16 protein-coding genes are annotated in these 16,076 nt (G+C 50.5%); 2 read left to right on the plus strand and 14 right to left on the minus strand.

What is annotated here, in order from left to right; genetic code table 11:
• Positions 1 to 82: 82 nt before the first annotated feature.
• On the plus strand, positions 83 to 1,579 hold the full coding sequence (gene rhlB / locus CJU81_RS12080) for an ATP-dependent RNA helicase RhlB (protein ID WP_095036794.1): 1,497 nt from the start codon (positions 83 to 85) through the stop codon (positions 1,577 to 1,579).
• Positions 1,580 to 1,633: 54 nt separating this feature from the next.
• Here the strand turns inward: rhlB and CJU81_RS12085 are convergent, their stop codons facing one another.
• The 12 genes from CJU81_RS12085 to moaC all read right to left on the minus strand — a co-directional run bounded on the left by CJU81_RS12085 (position 1,634) and on the right by moaC (position 12,840).
• Positions 1,634 to 2,128, minus strand: a complete 495-nt coding sequence (locus CJU81_RS12085) for a cag pathogenicity island Cag12 family protein (RefSeq protein WP_095036795.1) — start codon at positions 2,126 to 2,128, stop codon at positions 1,634 to 1,636.
• Positions 2,129 to 2,217: 89 nt separating this feature from the next.
• A complete protein-coding gene (virB11, locus tag CJU81_RS12090; protein ID WP_095036796.1) occupies positions 2,218 to 3,264 on the minus strand; it encodes a P-type DNA transfer ATPase VirB11 in 1,047 nt (348 codons plus the stop codon).
• Positions 3,261 to 4,349, minus strand: a complete 1,089-nt coding sequence (locus CJU81_RS12095; RefSeq protein ID WP_095036797.1) for a TrbI/VirB10 family protein — start codon at positions 4,347 to 4,349, stop codon at positions 3,261 to 3,263. Before CJU81_RS12095 ends, virB11 begins: the two co-directional genes overlap by 4 nt.
• Complete coding sequence (gene virB9 / locus CJU81_RS12100) at positions 4,342 to 5,271, minus strand: P-type conjugative transfer protein VirB9 (protein WP_254924868.1); 930 nt, start codon at positions 5,269 to 5,271, stop codon at positions 4,342 to 4,344. The genes CJU81_RS12095 and virB9 overlap by 8 nt, the downstream gene beginning before the upstream one ends.
• Positions 5,268 to 5,954 (minus strand): virB8 family protein, encoded by a 687-nt coding sequence (locus CJU81_RS12105; protein WP_095036798.1) that lies wholly within the window; start codon positions 5,952 to 5,954, stop codon positions 5,268 to 5,270. Before CJU81_RS12105 ends, virB9 begins: the two co-directional genes overlap by 4 nt.
• 126 nt (positions 5,955 to 6,080) lie before the next feature.
• Positions 6,081 to 7,094, minus strand: coding sequence for a type IV secretion system protein (locus CJU81_RS12110; RefSeq protein WP_095036799.1), 1,014 nt, complete (start codon positions 7,092 to 7,094; stop codon positions 6,081 to 6,083).
• A gap of 149 nt (positions 7,095 to 7,243) precedes the next feature.
• Complete coding sequence (locus tag CJU81_RS12115) at positions 7,244 to 8,074, minus strand: type IV secretion system protein (RefSeq protein WP_095036800.1); 831 nt, start codon at positions 8,072 to 8,074, stop codon at positions 7,244 to 7,246.
• 63 nt (positions 8,075 to 8,137) lie between these two features.
• The gene (locus CJU81_RS12120) at positions 8,138 to 10,888 is read right to left on the minus strand and encodes a TraG/VirB4 family ATPase (RefSeq protein ID WP_095036801.1); all 2,751 of its coding nucleotides are present in this window, start codon (positions 10,886 to 10,888) and stop codon (positions 8,138 to 8,140) included.
• A 20-nt stretch (positions 10,889 to 10,908) separates the two neighbouring features.
• On the minus strand, positions 10,909 to 11,181 hold the full coding sequence (locus tag CJU81_RS12125) for a TrbC/VirB2 family protein (protein WP_095036802.1): 273 nt from the start codon (positions 11,179 to 11,181) through the stop codon (positions 10,909 to 10,911).
• Positions 11,182 to 11,669: 488 nt separating this feature from the next.
• Positions 11,670 to 12,122: a molybdopterin synthase catalytic subunit MoaE gene (moaE, locus tag CJU81_RS12130; RefSeq protein WP_095036803.1), complete on the minus strand. Its 453-nt coding sequence runs from the start codon at positions 12,120 to 12,122 to the stop codon at positions 11,670 to 11,672.
• 2 nt (positions 12,123 to 12,124) lie between these two features.
• On the minus strand, positions 12,125 to 12,370 hold the full coding sequence (locus tag CJU81_RS12135) for a MoaD/ThiS family protein (RefSeq protein WP_095036804.1): 246 nt from the start codon (positions 12,368 to 12,370) through the stop codon (positions 12,125 to 12,127).
• A complete protein-coding gene (gene moaC / locus CJU81_RS12140) occupies positions 12,367 to 12,840 on the minus strand; it encodes a cyclic pyranopterin monophosphate synthase MoaC (RefSeq protein WP_095036805.1) in 474 nt (157 codons plus the stop codon). The genes CJU81_RS12135 and moaC overlap by 4 nt, the downstream gene beginning before the upstream one ends.
• A 146-nt stretch (positions 12,841 to 12,986) precedes the next feature.
• Between moaC and CJU81_RS12145 the strand changes: the two genes are divergently transcribed.
• Positions 12,987 to 13,433 (plus strand): DMT family transporter, encoded by a 447-nt coding sequence (locus CJU81_RS12145; protein WP_095036806.1) that lies wholly within the window; start codon positions 12,987 to 12,989, stop codon positions 13,431 to 13,433.
• On the opposite strand, the gene CJU81_RS12150 is transcribed toward CJU81_RS12145, so the two are convergent.
• Positions 13,422 to 14,333 (minus strand): LysR substrate-binding domain-containing protein, encoded by a 912-nt coding sequence (locus CJU81_RS12150; RefSeq protein WP_095036807.1) that lies wholly within the window; start codon positions 14,331 to 14,333, stop codon positions 13,422 to 13,424. The two genes, CJU81_RS12145 and CJU81_RS12150, sit on opposite strands and share 12 nt — an antisense overlap.
• 168 nt (positions 14,334 to 14,501) lie before the next feature.
• Positions 14,502 to 15,896, minus strand: a complete 1,395-nt coding sequence (locus tag CJU81_RS12155) for a PhoH family protein (RefSeq protein ID WP_095001208.1) — start codon at positions 15,894 to 15,896, stop codon at positions 14,502 to 14,504.
• Positions 15,897 to 16,076 lie beyond the last annotated feature (180 nt).

Genomic DNA, 16,076 nt, shown 5'->3' on the forward strand with positions numbered 1-16,076 from the left:
GCAACATCCTGTCGTTCACTACACGCCGAGCACTCGACTTGCATTACACTGCCCGGCGTACACTCCTTAACCAACTGATGAGATGACCGTGCTCAAAGCACTCAAAAAAATATTCGGTAAAAGCGAGGCTGAGCCGCTCGCGCCAGCTTCCAAGACACCTTCAAGCAACACCAGGGCGCGAACCGACGCGCAACAGCCTGGCCGTTCTGCTCCTGTTCCAGCCCCTGCGCCAGTGAACATTCCTGACGCACACCCTGCGGCTGAACAACCTCCTGTCGAAAAACCCAAAATTGCCAAACCACGGCGTGAGGCGGCCCCCAAGCCACCGGTCATTCCCTGGAAACTCGAAGACTTCGCCGTCGAGCCACAAGAAGGCAAGGTCCGCTTTCACGATTTCAAGCTCGCTCCCGAGCTGATGCACGCCATCCAGGATCTCGGTTTCCCGTACTGCACGCCGATCCAGGCTGGCGTGCTGGGCTATACCCTGAGCGGGCGTGACGCCATTGGCCGTGCCCAGACCGGTACGGGCAAGACTGCCGCATTCCTGATCTCGATCATCAGCCAGTTGACCCAGACCCCGCCGCCCAAGGAACGCTACATGGGCGAGCCGCGCGCACTGATCATCGCCCCGACCCGTGAGCTGGTGGTGCAGATCGCCAAGGACGCGGCCGACCTGACCAAGTACACCGACCTCAACGTCATGACGTTCGTGGGCGGCATGGACTTCGACAAGCAGCTCAAGCAGCTTGAAGCCCGTCATTGCGACATTCTGGTGGCCACGCCGGGCCGTCTGCTGGACTTCAACCAGCGCGGAGAAGTGCACCTGGACATGGTCGAAGTGATGGTGCTCGACGAAGCCGACCGCATGCTGGATATGGGTTTTATCCCCCAAGTGCGTCAGATCATTCGTCAAACACCGCCCAAGGCCGAACGCCAGACGCTGCTGTTCTCCGCGACCTTTACCGAGGACGTGATGAACCTGGCCAAGCAATGGACTACCGACCCTGCCATCGTCGAGATCGAAGCGGTCAACGTCGCCAGTGACATGGTTGAGCAGCACGTCTATGCCGTTGCCGGTGCCGACAAGTACAAGTTGTTGTTCAACCTGGTGAACGACAATGGCTGGGAGCGGGTTATCGTTTTCGCCAACCGCAAGGACGAAGTGCGCCGTATTGAAGAACGCCTGGTACGTGACGGTATCAACGCTGCCCAATTGTCTGGCGACGTGCCGCAACATAAACGCATCAAGACCCTCGAAGGCTTTCGCGAAGGCAAGATTCGCGTGCTGGTGGCCACCGACGTGGCAGGTCGCGGGATTCACATCGACGGCATCAGCCACGTGATCAACTTCACCCTGCCCGAAGTGCCGGATGACTACGTACACCGCATTGGCCGTACTGGCCGTGCAGGCGCCAGCGGCGTTTCCATCAGCTTTGCCGGTGAAGACGACTCGTATCAACTGCCGTCGATCGAAGCCCTGCTGGGGCACAAGATCAGCTGCGAAACACCGCCAGCTGAGTTGCTGCGCCCCGTGATCCGTGCAGTGCGCAAACCATTTGATGCCGCTGAAACAGTTTGAAGACTCTCGTAATAACCGATGCCGACTGAATAGTCGGCATCGGTTTAAAACCGCTCAAGTTTTCAGCTCACCGTAGTTGTATAAAGTAATTGAAATGCTCTCGTCCTCGGACGGCCGAGAGAATGCTCGGGCACTGCATCCCCAACTTGGGACATCTTGCACACAGAGTTGGGGCAAGATTATTGCCTGCTCTGGCTTTAGCTCTATAGCCGCAGTGGCACCATGGCGCAATAGCCATTGCCGGGCCATCTCTCTGTTTCTCGGGTTTGATCCCACTAACTCGATCCGCTCTGCATGCGCCACTGCGTAATAAAAGGCAGTGTCGTACGCCACATTATCACCCTTAAAATCATGGACTGTCAGACTCCACGGCGCTTCTGACCGGGACGATTTGAATGTCTTATTGCTGAAGACAAGATTAGGCAAATCGGGATTGACGGGCACGGGTACATGATTGAAATCGACAGGCACAGGCTTCGGCGGCGAAGAACATCCTGGCAAAATAACAATCAACATTATGACCAATGCTACCGGTGACAAGTAATTCATGACGGCCAACCTTTATGGCTACGGGAACAACTTAAGCACAAAGCCTCAAGCAACAACCGGGCGCTGCCCTGCCCACCACTACCCAGTGTTCATAGCTTCATGTAATTGTCACGATCTACGGGCTGGAAATACATCTCCCCAATCTGACGAGTGCCTCCGTCCGTAGTAATATGACAAATAATATCTGTACTGCTCAGGATTTTTCGACGCAGAACAGCATAAGGCAAGTTATAACACTCCTCATTTTGATAACAACGCTCAATCAAGCCATCAATGGCCTCCTCAACGGATCCGGCATGAAGTGATGTCATGCTTCCGCCATGCCCCGAGCCTGTAACTTTGTAAAAGTCCCAGGTCTCACCGCCGCGCACTTCGGCCAGCAATATACGCGTGGGATTCATACGGAAGCAGGAACGTAACAGGCTGGCGGCAGTAACAATGGCCCCTGGCGTATTACTGGCCTCTGAAGGATAGTAAAGGTGCACATAATTTTTATGCTGAAAAAACTTTATTTCGGCCGTATCTTCAATCGTGATCAGCCGGGTATCCAGAGGAATATAATCTATCAAGGTTTTCATATAGGTGGTTTTTCCAGAGCCGGTTGCCCCAGCCAAAACAATACTTTTCCCCAACTTAACCGCCAATTCCATAAAATCGGGAAACAGTTTCTGCTTGTATAAACCTATCAATATTTGCTCATTCGTTAATTGTGAAGCCTCTTGCTCCAGCGAATCGTAAAAGCCAGAATTTATATACTCTGCATGGGGAACTTGCCGCTCAGCAGGAACCCTGATCGTAATGGAATATGTACCGCGCTCACAGGCGGGATAGCATACGGCTTGTACTCGCTCACCAGATTCAAGGGTGGCAGAAAGCAAAGGTTTGATATCACTGATATGATCTCCATTATAGGTAGCGAGTGTCTGGCAAAAGCGCTCACAACGAATAAAAGTTATCTCCGGATTAACGACAGCATTCCAGACACCATTAACCTCCAACCATATTTCGCCAGGCCGGTTAACCGCTATCTCCGTCAGGCCGGGCAAATTCAGATACTTACCGAACATCCCGCTCTTGTAAAAGTCCAGAGAGCGGTTGGTCACGAGGAGCTCACCGCTTGGGGCAAGACTATTCATCTTTTCAGCCTCAGCGAGTAGATGCCGGAAAAATCGATATCTTCCCCCACCAAAATCCCCAGTACATCGCCTTGATTCTTATAAAGCGTCGGCGGAATATTAATGGAATTTTCAAGTGCCGTATTGGCCATCTTGGCGAGGCTGTCTCGAGAGTTGGCCGTGTAGTCACTTCTTCGATCTGTTTCGACCGTCGTTTTGGCCGCCGCTGCCACAACGTCCTGGACAATACTGAGCATTAACGCATTGCCAAATCGCTCCAGAAAATGCGTATCAATCCAGCCCTCAATACCTGCTTCGCCCAGTTGCCCAACTACCTGAGTATTAACCAGAGATATCTTTTTAAAATCTGGAGTTCGTAACTGCGTCCAGATCACGAACATACGTCCCTGACCGTGTTTCAGCGTACCTGTGCGATAGGAACCAAAGGCCTTGGTACCTTTCTCGATAAGTTTCGTGTGACTGTTGGCGCTGTATACGTCCCGGGAAATGACGCATGTGATAATCCCTGCTATATCGGACACAAAGCGGGTTTGCAGGGTGCACGGTATATAAGTATTCGCCTCAATAAACAGGTTAGGGTCCATGGTAATGGCTTCAACCTTGATCTCCGGAGCCCCCCCCCCCTCAACTGTAGCGGGTGGGGCGAGGGTTGCATCACCCTCAGATCTGCCTGCGCCAGCAGCGCCTGACGTCAGACTTTTGTTTTGCACAGGAATTGAAAGGTATTTTTTGAAATAAAGTTTGCGCACAGGCAACGTTGGAGGAGGTAACTCAACAACCGTTACGGCATCCGAAGGAGGGGGCGGAACGGGATCAACATGGGGTATAAACTGCCCCAGGTCCCGACGTTGTTTGGTACTGGCGCTTGCGCGTCCAGGCGAACGGTTCTCTGTGCTTTCAATGCCCTTAATTTCTTTATAGAATCCTTGCACCTTGAAGAACACTAACCCAAGCAGGATAAAAAATACACCACCGGCTAAAAGCTTGAGTATCAACGGTATTTTTTTGAATGACTTATACCTGTTTATCTCGGGTTCAGCAGAAGTGGCAATATTTTCGTCTCTCCGGTCGACCGAATTAATCATTTAACACCTCGACACGCTCAACCTCCCTGGAACTGGTGTTTTTATAGGGAGTTGCGGACTGCGCATAAGACAAATTGATGATACCCACAACCTGATCACCATGACGAAGTACAAAAGAATTGCTGAGATCATGAATAACCATTATCTTATAGTTACCTTTTTGCCGCACTGACATATTTACAACCTGCTCCTTTTCATTAATATATAAAAAGGCACTGGGAAATACCTTGTGCGGTGCAAACCCCAGATAGGTCTTGTCCCCATCGTCATAAGCAAAGTCAGGAGTAATTGACTGGCTGTCTTTACCGACGCGCATATGGTAATTCCAGTTGCGTGGTGCCTCCCCTGCTTCCAGTTTTTGCGCAATCAGCTTCTTCTCATTTGCGGCTTTCAACTGACTGTTTTCAAGCGCACGTTTTTCATCAGGGTACAGATAGTTAAGAACAAAAACAGAGGGAGTGGATCTGTTGGCAGGACTGACCAGTTTGAGTTCCAGGCTGTAATCCCTTTTATTCGACGTGACAAACAAATTGGTATTCCACTCAGTAGCACTAGGTTCGAAGACCTTGGTAATGCGCTCTCTATCTCCCGAATCATTAATGATTTCCTGCTCTTGTACGGCCGGGCGTGGACTGATAAAAACCTTGTTTCCTTCCGTTGCAATATCCCAGCCACCTTCAAAACCGGACTTTGCAGCCAATACTGTTTCGTCATTATCAAATACAACAGTTGTCAAAAACCCCAACCTGACATTCACCACCGTTGTATTAAACGCATTATAATTAACGTTTTGCATTCGACTGTCATAGGGACTGAATTGAGGTAAAGAGGCCCCCCAGGCAGAAAAAGACATGAGCCAGACAGATATAAAAAAAACGGCTGAAGCACAAAAAAATGACAACGACTTTAAAATTGACATCATGGTAGCGGCCTCATTTCTTTTTCCAATAGATACTCAACCACGGTAAAACCCAAGGGATTGTTGAGGCGAATCTCGGTCGAAGTATTTTGCGGGGTAATCATTCGAAAAGTAACACGCGCTACAAAATACTCAACAACAGCACTATTGTTGTTAACATTTCTTACATGCTTGGCAAACCTGACTGTAGCAACTTTATCAGGCGGACTGGACTCGGAGATAATATTGGAAATAATATCAACGGTCACCACATGATTGGGGCCTTGATAAATTTTGTCGGGTGCACTATCACCGGCCCACAAATCAACATAGTCATTACTCACGGGCTCAGCACTATAAATGGGCACCGTATCATAATCCACTTGCGACGAATAATAATTGTATCTTTCCCGCAACTTTACATACAACGACGTAAAGTACTTTTCCAGAGCTACCTGCTGCGGGATATTTTCGTGGGTTGCCGAGTTTAACAATTCCGTGCGACCGGTAATATTATCTACACGAACAACAGCGATCTCAGTTTTCTTTAAAGGCAAGACGATCCATAAAGCCCCCACACTCAAGAAAGACAGTGTAATTGCAATGCTTGCCACTCGCCAGGCCACACGGACCGATTGCTCATTTTTCAGTGAGATCAACACTTCGAATGACTTAGCAGTATCCTCAAGCACTTTTTTACGATCCATAGTTTATGACCTGACTCTTATTAATTGGCACAAGATCACCTGAAATATCAGGCGGCAGCAAGATGCCCGTTTTCTGAAAACAACTCGTCAAGGCAATAACAATCAGTACAATGCAGGCAAACCTCACTATAAATACCTCGCTTTCATATTCATCACTGCCTGCTGTGACAGTTTCACACTGTCGAGATAATCAGAGGCAGGTGATATATAACGTGTTGAACTTTCTTCTGTGGCAAGCACGTGCATTTGATGGTGGGAAGCCTGTATTTGGTGATTGCCAGGTGACGACTTGCCAGCGAACACAATCAAACCACTGCGAGAAAAACCCTGCACTGCTCCCGTCACGCCAAGGCTAGAAACATAAGTTGCGCAAAACCTCGCCAATAACACTACCCCCCCCGTAAGAACACCTGCCATCAATACCGTAGCCCCCATGCTCGTCAAATTTCCAAGTTCGGCCTGCTGATTGATCTGAGTAACAATGCTGTTCATAAACTCAATGCTCACGCTGCTCACCATTGATGCAAACATCAATGTCAATACACTGGAAAAGACAAGCTGCAACCAGTTATTAAACATACTGCTGAGGAACCCGAACATTAGACAAAACAAAAATATGGGTGCGGTCACAAGCAGCAAAATCAGGGTAGCCTCTGCAATAAACATAACCAGAGAAACGGTCAACATTAGAACCATGGCTCCGGCCCAGACCAACCCTTTCGCCGTCCAGCCAGAAAGAGGCGTTTTTTCTGGATCCAGACCGTAAAGTTTTTCAGCAAGCGCCTGAGACTGAACCTGCAACACGTCCAGATCTCCCCAGACACTCTGAACTGACTGAACGGCCAAGCCGGCCTTCAAGTCATTTAGCGCATCAATAGCAACATCCATATAGCCGTCAGCATTATGGATAAAAGCGAGCAATATTCCGAACTTGACCAGATCCCATAAAAGATCGGGAAGAGGTGTTTGATTTTTTCCTGCCAGAGTTTGATAGCCCACCCAAACCACGTAGATAGTTATTGCAAGGGATATCAACGTAGTAACAAGAGACAGGTAGATATTGCCGTTGGCAGTCGCGACCGATTGCAAGTCGACCAGCATGTCCCGGTTAAATTTCTCAAAAAAACCACCGCCTGCCATTACCCAGCACCTCCATAACTTTTATAAACATGAGCACTTAAAGCCAGTCAATATCAAATACAGTTTATACATCTGCATAAACATGGCTTTTAGTGGCCCTTGTGGCGTGCTTTTTGGCACGCCACAAATGCCCATCTGTATTTCCTAAATTAATTGAAGGTCAGCGCTGGAGCAATGGATTGTCTCTGCAAGAATGCAGCTCTTCCTTTTTTTTCCAGCAACTGATCCCGCACCTGCTCTTGTTCAATATTGACACTCAACTGTGTCTGCAAGGCAGCCATTTCAATTTTTTTAATGCCAATCGCATTACTTAAATCCTGAGACTCTTTGGGATCCTTGGACTCTTCAACACGCCGAGCCAAATCCGTGGCACTTGTTAGCATTTTCTCAAGTTCACGCGAAACTTTTTCTGCGCCATCCAGGCCAGAAGCTTTATTAGCCACTTCCTTTTCACAATCTAATTTAGCAATCGCAGTTAATGCTGCACATATCATAAACAATGAAAACTTGTTAGCCGAATCAGAGGCTTGCCCACTGCCGCTGTTTGAAGACCCCAGCATTTCATTAAGATTAAGGTTTTTGATGAGTTCCTCTTGAAAAGACTTCTCTGCAAATCTACGTATATCGGCAATTACATCGCCAATAGATCTGGTTCCGGTAATTTTCTCAAAATGTTCTTTCCAATAAATACCTGACTGAGCATAATAATCAATTGCACGTACCAAACTGTCTGCATCTTGCACGAAGCTTTTTAAGGTATCTGCTTTCGTATCTGCACGTCCGGCCGCTGCTTCGAGGGAGGCCTGTTTGATATCCATAGATACCTGACCGACTGCCGCCGTATTCGGGGGATCATTTACAACTGTAGGTTCGGCAAAAACATAACCTGCTAAAAGCATCAAACACAACACCGCCATGATTCTCACAATACCACCTCCGCCTTTCATATTTGCCGGAAGAGTTATTCTTCGCGGCGTCATTACCCGCTCACGACTTTATACACCTACCCAGTTCATAAATACGCACAACGTCTCCCCAGCGACTCAAACAGAAAGTTCCAAATAACTGCCAAGCCACTCATCAGGTAACATCCTGTCTTTGAACAAACTATCAAACACCTCAAGATTATCAGCACTGGAACTCAACACTTTCGTGTACTTCCCCAAGCCTGTGAGATCCAATGTAACCAAGGAATAAAATGATTTCTCATCGCCTTTTTTAAAACTGCTCTTTTTGATTACAAATTGCCTGGATGCCGGATCAAGACTTTTGATAATTGCAAAAGCTTGAGGAGTTATCTTGAAACCGTGCACATAGTCATCATAGTCAGCCTGTGGGTTTGCCATAAATATTTGCGTCCCACAAACTTCAACTACCGCACGTGAAATATCACTTTTCAAAATTTCGTCAGGTGACTGAGTGGCCGGTATTACCAACCCATTCAATTTACGAATTGTCTTGAGCTTGTTATATACGAAGTCCTTGAATGCCACATCACCGAGCCACTTCCAGAACTCGTCGAGAAAAATCACCATGCGCCGACCGTCCAGCAATTGTGTAATGCGGAACAACAAATAAAAAGCGATAGGGGTACAGGTATCCCGATCATCAAGAAATTCTGTACCATCAACTCCAAATATCGAGCTTTGCGTTATATCAAAAGAGTCTTCTGCATTGTCAAACACCCAACCAAACTGGCCGCCTTGAGCCCAATGAGCCAGTCTCACAACCAGGCCATTCTTTCTTTCCAGCTCCGTGGTCGCCTCACTCATGTGCTCGAGCATGCGTGTGATGCCGTGTTGGCGGTTATCAAGAGGCTCCATATCCAGCACAGCATCAACACTTTTACTGATCAATGTCTCCTCACGGCTGCTGATGGACTCTCCGTTACGTGTCACCAGCAACTTGATCAGCGACTTTATAAAAGCACTGTTACGCCGGCTTTTAGGCAAATAGAACGGATTCCAACCGGTGGACTCGCCGCTCTTGACGCTGAAATACTCCCCCCCCAAGGCTCTGATATTAAGCTCTGCCCCTCGATCCTTATCCAGAAATACCAAGGTCATTTTTTTGGATTGGGCGCTCTCGGAGAAACTGTCTACCCGATTGTACTTCTGCAACATGATTGCGAGAAAACTCAGGAGCATGGTTTTACCTGCCCCGGCGGTGCCGATCACAGAGGTATTGGCCAGGCTCTTTTCGCCAAAATCACTTTTGTAAAAATCAACATTGTGCAAGTTCAAGTAATACGCTTGCTTGCCCGGCGTTTTCAGAATGGAGATCGCTTCACCCCAACAGGTATTGTCGCGCTTGCCAGTGTAAAAGTTATGGAACGATGCCAATTCGGAAAAGTTTGCGCTACTGATGGCCGCCAGGCGAGGACGCAAGTGATAAACCCCAGGCAATTGAGCACAGAAGGCGGGAGCAAGGGAAAGTGTAGACAAGGTGACTATAAGGCCCAGGTCGGTGAAGCTCGCAGCCAGTGCATTGGTATCCTTGACCAGGGCCTCGTATTTATCGGCATAGACAAATAGTGTAAAATGATACTTACCAAATGATATCTCACCTGACGTCAGTTCATCTTTGGCCCGTTCAAGATCTTCTCGTTGCGACACCGCATCGTCTTCAATGCTTTTGAGTTGCTTCTCCAGGGACTTGATATGCTTTAGTGCTTCGCTTTTTGACATCAAGGTAAATGACTGGGTCATGACATATTCAATGTCTGCATAGAGTAATATATCCAGGATACCCGCGTTGATTTCACGACTGGAAAACTCCTTGATTTCAAGCGATCTAAAAAAACGGTTCCCCCCCCGTACAGTGATTTGTCCCGTGTCACGTCCGAAATAAACATCTCCGCCACCGATCAACTCATACAAAGGCGATGTCCCGACTCTGACGGGTTGACGCACACCACTGACCAAAAAATTATAAAAAGACACTTGATTTGAATACACAACACCCTTGCTTTCGAAACGACCCAGTGGCCGTGCAGAGTATTTATATAAGGCGGCAAAGAGTCGACCTCTGATTTCTTCCATCTCGGCAATTGAACTCAACAGCTGCTGTTTTTTCTGCTCAAGGCTCAACCCCCTGTTTTCTGACTTGTCCAGCAAGTTGAAGGGCCGATAAGCCACCGAAAAATAAAGGATATTCGACTTGAACGTATGATATTTAATACCTTGGTAATACAATTCACTGACCCTGTCTGCAAACGCATTGCCCGAGGCACTGTCAAAACAGTCATAGAAGTTCTCACGTACGCTATGCACATAAAACGTCAGCGGATATCCAGAAAAACCTTTAAGCAGCGTATTGATGCTGTTGGCACTATTTGCCAAGGACTCAACGGAGTCAAATTCAAAGGTATCGCCCAATAATTGCCAAGTTGAAATCAGATCACCATCACGGGTCTTAACAATATCGTCCGTCAAAATAGTTGAGTAGGGTATTATTTTCTCAAAGGGGGTCCGGTCATTCAGTTTCATTTGATTGACAAACTCCTGCACATCAACAGGGTCGTAATGACACGCCTGAATGGAAGGGGATTTAAAATACCGGGAAGATCTAATATTTAATGCCGTGCGCAGCTTTATGTAAAGCAAACTGTAATAGTGCTCGTCTTTTCTGGTTGGAACCCCGAGACCATAGACAACTAAAGGGATCAACAACCAAACACCTTTATCCAGATAAATACCCAACAAAAACAAAAAGAATGCAACCACTACAACCAGGGTCACAGGCGCACCAAACAGCATTGCGGGCCGGCATAATGCCTTATAGAGTTTGCTCACATTGCTTATCCACCCTTGATTTAAACTACAAGAATTTTTGCAATTTCAGAGGCTGAGGCTATCAAAATAGCGCCTACTATAATCGGTGCGCACTCTCGGAGTGTTCGACCACCGAACAACACTTTGTAACCAACCCATAATGTAGCAAGTGTCACGGTTATCAGTGAGATGCCCGTCAGCGCACTCACTATACTCTCCAGCAGAGTTTTGGCCTTGTCGAAACCTGCGGAGGAGCTCTGCATGGAGTAAAAGCTGAGAATACTTGCCAGGACAATATGGCGGCAGCGAATCATTTAAATACCTCGATAGCTAGATTGAACGATTCAATATTGAAATCGGCGTACTCTCAAAACACATGCGTCGGACATCGCATATGGGAGCCATTTCAACCGCTCCTTCTGTTCCCTGACCTGAAGTACAACAGCCCCTTTTATTACCACCGACAGCGCACATTTCCATTCAACCGCCTCATGCCATTTTATTTTAAGCATCCTGAATGCACAGCGTTTTCATACAGCAGCCACAATAAAAACTCCACCTACCACCCAAAACAAAATAATTAACCTCGCAGCTTCAACCCGCTCTCTAAAAAACCTTATAACAAGCAGATACAACCACAAAACATATATGTATATTTATAGTCACAACCTTGTCGCACACAATAGAATTAAGCGTTACATAGCGTAAGATTTTTCGACAATAAGTGTAGGAATTAAAAATAACCAAAACAGACTTATTACACCCGGCAACCCACCCCCTCTCTATTTCTCTAAGAAATCAATCACTTCGCCCAACGACCCGCCGCTGCTTCATCGCTTGCCCTCCCTTCCACCCAGCACGAACCAACAGCGGTCTGTTCTTTTTTCCAGAACGGAGCCCGGGTTTTCAGGTAATCCATTACAAACTCGCAAGCATCAAAAGCTGCCTGGCGATGGCCGCTAGCCACACCCACAAACACTATCGGCTCCCCCGGTTCCAGGGCACCGATACGGTGCAAAACTTCAAGCTTGAGCAACGGCCAACGCTCCCCGGCCTCAACCGCGATCTTGGCCAGAGCTTTTTCGGTCATGCCCGGATAATGCTCCAGAAACATCCCCGCCACTTCACGACCGTCATTGAAATCGCGCACATAGCCGACAAAGCTCACCACCGCGCCTACCCCCAGATTCGCGGCGTGAAGTGCGTTAACTTCAGCGCCAGGGTCAAAGGCCGCCGTTTGTACCCGAATCGCCATGTTCAGCCTCCAGTCACGGGCGGGAAAAACGCCACTTCATCGCCGTCTGCAAGCGGTTCGGCGAGCTTGCACAGTTCTTCATTGCGCGCACACATCAGATTGGATTCGGCCAGCACCTGCCAGGCGCCACCGCGTTGCATCAGGTGCGCGCGCAACTGCTCAATGGAGACAAACTCGCCCTCCACTGCTTCGCCATCCAGCCCCAGAACCTCACGATAGCGGGCAAAGAAAACCACTTTGAGCTTCATGACATATCCGCCTGAAAGTGCCCGCTCTTGCCGCCGAGCTTTTCTAGCACGCGCACGTTTTCGATGGTCATACCGCGATCGACCGCCTTGCACATGTCATAAATCGTCAGGGCCGCCACGCTCGCGGCGGTCAGGGCCTCCATCTCGACGCCGGTCTGCCCGGACAGCTTGCAGCGCGCCACGATCAGCACCGCGTCGCTGCCTTGGGCGGAGAGTTCAACCTTGACGCTGGTGAGCATCAGCGGGTGGCACAGCGGGATCAGGTCCCAGGTTTTTTTTGCCGCCTGGATCCCGGCAATCCGCGCCACGGCAAACACATCCCCCTTGGGGTGGCCGCCATTGACGATCATGTCCAGGGTTTCAGGGCGCATGCGCACCACTGCTTGTGCCACAGCCTCACGGGAAGTCACCGCTTTATCGGTAACATCGACCATGTTGGCGCGGCCTTGGGAATCTAAATGAGTCAGCACAGGAAGGTTCTCCAGACAGGAGCAGCGATTGTAAACCCGCGGCTCGACCCAAGGCCATCGACCCCGCGAATAGCGGGCATCAGCACATGGAATTGGCCGCCCGCCAGCGATCGCCGTACAAAGGTCGAAACTCTGGAGATCTGCATTTGCCTTTTTTTATTGCCATTGCCCTTAGCCTGCTGGCAGGCGCCGCAGTGCCCCTGCAGGCGGGAAGTAACGCCCGACTCGGCGCAGTGTTGGGCCACCCCTTTTGGGCCACAGTGGTCTCACTGCTGATCAGCAGTCTGGCGATTGCGCTGGTGATGCTGATTGTCAAAGTGCCCCGCCCCAACCTCGCTGCTCTGCTCACCGGGCCTTGGTGGATCTGGCTCGGCGGGCTGGCCGGGGTGTTTTACATCACCGTGGCGCTGATCAGCGTGCCACGCCTGGGCGCACTGAATTTCATCATGGCGGTGGTGGTGGGCCAGTTGATTATCTCGCTGCTGATCGATTATTTCGGCATGCTGGGCTTGCCGAAAAGTATGCCTAGCCTGCAAAAACTGCTCGGTGTCAGCGTGGTGCTGGCGGGTTTTGTCATCGCTTCACGGGGCTGAGGGCGCGCTGACCTGCCGGAGCAGGTCACGCAACCAACGATGAGCCGGATCTTCGTCAAAGCGCTGGTGCCATACCTGTACATAGTTGAACGGTGCCACCGTCATGGGCGGTGGCAGCGCCAGCAGCATGCCACCCGATGGCAAGGTGGCCAGGGTACGGGTGGCCACGGTGAGGATCAGGTCAGTATCGGCAATCATCCCCGGGGCCGCGCCCCAGTGCGGGATATTGACCGCAATCCGGCGCTGCAAACCCCGGGCGCGCAGCACATTATCGACTTCCCCCAGGGTGTTGCCATCCGTCGACACCAGCAAGTGCGGGCGAGCCAGATAGCTGTCCAGGTCAAGCTCACCATTGTCAGGGAGCGAATGACGATTGAGCAGGCAGGTAAAGGTTTCTTCAAACAGCACATCGCTGCACATATCCGCAGGCAGCGTGGGAAAAACCCCAACAGCCAGATCGATCTTGCCCTGTTCGACCTGCTCCAGCATGCCCAGGCGGCTGTCCTGGGTGACCACCAGAGAAGTGCCCGGAGCCAGCTCCCGCAGTTGCACCAACAATTTGGGCAGCACAATGGCCGCGCCGTAATCGGACATGGCCAGGCGAAAGGTGCGCTGTGAATCTGCCGGTACAAAGTCGATGGACTGGCCGAACAGCGTTTCGATCTGCCCCAGGATAGCCTTGAGTGGCGCCTGGAGATTTTGCGCCAGGGAGCTGAGCACCACCTCGTTACCCTGGCGAATCAGCAGCGGATCCTCCAGCAACACCCTGAGTTTGTTCAGCGAGTGGCTGATGGCCGGCTGGCTCAAATGCAAGCGAACACCGGTGCGGGTGACGTGTTTTTCCGAGAGCAGCGCATCGAGCACCACCAGCAGATTCAAATCGATATTACGCAGTAACACCTGACGCTCCTGTCATTGCCAGCTCCAATGGGAACGCTGCACTTACTGGCAGCGCACGCACCATCCGCAAGATTACCTCAGCTTCAACTGTATGCAGGCAAACCACGGCAATTAGGACAAACGAAACCGGGCGGCTCATGGCCGCCCGGGACAGATCAGATCAATGGGTTACAAATGCGATTCAGCGTATTCGGCCAGAATCGAGCGAGGTACTCCTTGCAGCGCGATATGCACACCGTTGGGGAAGTCTTTGAAACGCTCCGTGAGGTAGGTCAGCCCCGAACTGGTGGCCGACAGGTAAGGCGTATCGATCTGTGCGAGGTTACCCAGGCACACCACTTTGGAACCGGCACCGGCACGGGTGATGATGGTTTTCATCTGGTGCGGCGTCAGGTTCTGACACTCGTCAATCAGGATCAGGCTCTGCTGGAAGCTGCGACCGCGGATGTAGTTCAGGGATTTGAACTGTAACGGCACCTTGCTCAGAATGTAGTCGACGCTGCCGTGGGTGTTTTCGTCATCCATGTGCAGGGCTTCCAGGTTGTCAGTAATGGCCCCCAGCCAAGGCTCCATTTTTTCGGCTTCGGTGCCCGGCAAGAAGCCGATTTCCTGGTCCAGGCCCTGCACGCTGCGGGTACAGATAATCCGCCGGTAGCGCTTGCTGACCATGGTTTGTTCAATCGCCGCCGCAAGCGCGAGGATGGTCTTGCCCGAACCTGCCGCCCCCGACAGGTTGACCAGGTGAATATCCGGGTCGAGCAGCGCAAACAGCGCCAGGCCCTGGTAAATATCCCGCGGTTTGAGCCCCCAGGCTTCCTGATGCAGGAGCGGCTCCTGGTGCATGTCGAGGATCAGCAACTGATCCTTGCGCACCTCTTTGATCCAGCCGACAAATCCCTGCTCGTCAATGATGAACTCATTGATATGCACCGCCGGCAGGTTTTCGTTCATTTGCACCTGGTGCCAGGTACGCCCGTGACCCTGACGGGTTTCAACCTTGTTGACGCGATCCCAGAACGAACCGGTCATGGTGTGATAGCCGCGCGACAGCATCGACACGTCATCTACCAGCTGGTCGGTGCTGTAATCCTCGGACTCGATCCCGCAAGCCCGGGCCTTGAGGCGCATGTTGATGTCTTTGGTCACCAGCACCACGCGCAATTGCGGCTCGCGGGCGTGCAAGTCGATCAACTGGTTGATGATGATGTTGTCGTTGAGGTTTTCGGGCAATAGCGCGTTGGGCTCGCGGCGCTTGCTCATCATGATCGACAAAAAGCCCTTGGGTGCGCCTTTGCCGCGCTGGATCGGCACCCCCTTTTCGACGTCATCGGGGGTGGCAACCCCCAGCAACTGGTCGATCAGGCGAATGGCCTGACGGCACTCGGCTGCCACCAGTAATTTTCCGGTTTTGAGCTTGTCGAGTTCTTCGAGCACCGTCATGGGGATCGCGACGTGGTGTTCCTCGAAGTTAAGCATTGCATTTGGATCGTGAATCAGAACATTGGTATCGAGTACATAAAGGATTGGCTGGTTGGAAGAAGGAGTGCGTCCGTGATCATCCATACTCGGTCACCTTTGTGGGAGCCAGTCGACGCAATACCGCAACAGTGCTGCGCCTCGAAGTGACTGCCGTATGACCTGCCCGATGGCGTCCTGGAAGACGCCACCTGTGTCGCAGGTTTCGGCCGTCTATCTTCGTAATACTCCTAAACGTGTGACAAAAAAAAGCTTTTTTAGCGATTA

The sequence above is a fragment of the Pseudomonas fragi genome, from assembly GCF_002269505.1.
Lineage (GTDB): Bacteria > Pseudomonadota > Gammaproteobacteria > Pseudomonadales > Pseudomonadaceae > Aquipseudomonas > Aquipseudomonas fragi_D.

Excerpts from the sequence above, each read along its gene's own strand:
- CJU81_RS12155 (WP_095001208.1), bottom strand. The coding sequence starts at position 15,896 with ATGGATGATCACGGACGCACTCCTTCTTCCAACCAGCCAATCCTTTAT.
- CJU81_RS12095 (WP_095036797.1), bottom strand. The coding sequence starts at position 4,349 with ATGATTAATTCGGTCGACCGGAGAGACGAAAATATTGCCACTTCTGCT.
- CJU81_RS12085 (WP_095036795.1), bottom strand. The coding sequence starts at position 2,128 with ATGAATTACTTGTCACCGGTAGCATTGGTCATAATGTTGATTGTTATT.
- rhlB (WP_095036794.1), top strand. The coding sequence starts at position 83 with ATGACCGTGCTCAAAGCACTCAAAAAAATATTCGGTAAAAGCGAGGCT.
- CJU81_RS12105 (WP_095036798.1), bottom strand. The coding sequence starts at position 5,954 with ATGGATCGTAAAAAAGTGCTTGAGGATACTGCTAAGTCATTCGAAGTG.
- CJU81_RS12115 (WP_095036800.1), bottom strand. The coding sequence starts at position 8,074 with ATGACGCCGCGAAGAATAACTCTTCCGGCAAATATGAAAGGCGGAGGT.
- CJU81_RS12135 (WP_095036804.1), bottom strand. The coding sequence starts at position 12,370 with ATGAAGCTCAAAGTGGTTTTCTTTGCCCGCTATCGTGAGGTTCTGGGG.
- virB9 (WP_254924868.1), bottom strand. The coding sequence starts at position 5,271 with ATGATGTCAATTTTAAAGTCGTTGTCATTTTTTTGTGCTTCAGCCGTT.
- CJU81_RS12110 (WP_095036799.1), bottom strand. The coding sequence starts at position 7,094 with ATGGCAGGCGGTGGTTTTTTTGAGAAATTTAACCGGGACATGCTGGTC.
- moaE (WP_095036803.1), bottom strand. The coding sequence starts at position 12,122 with ATGGCGATTCGGGTACAAACGGCGGCCTTTGACCCTGGCGCTGAAGTT.
- virB11 (WP_095036796.1), bottom strand. The coding sequence starts at position 3,264 with ATGAATAGTCTTGCCCCAAGCGGTGAGCTCCTCGTGACCAACCGCTCT.
- CJU81_RS12125 (WP_095036802.1), bottom strand. The coding sequence starts at position 11,181 with ATGATTCGCTGCCGCCATATTGTCCTGGCAAGTATTCTCAGCTTTTAC.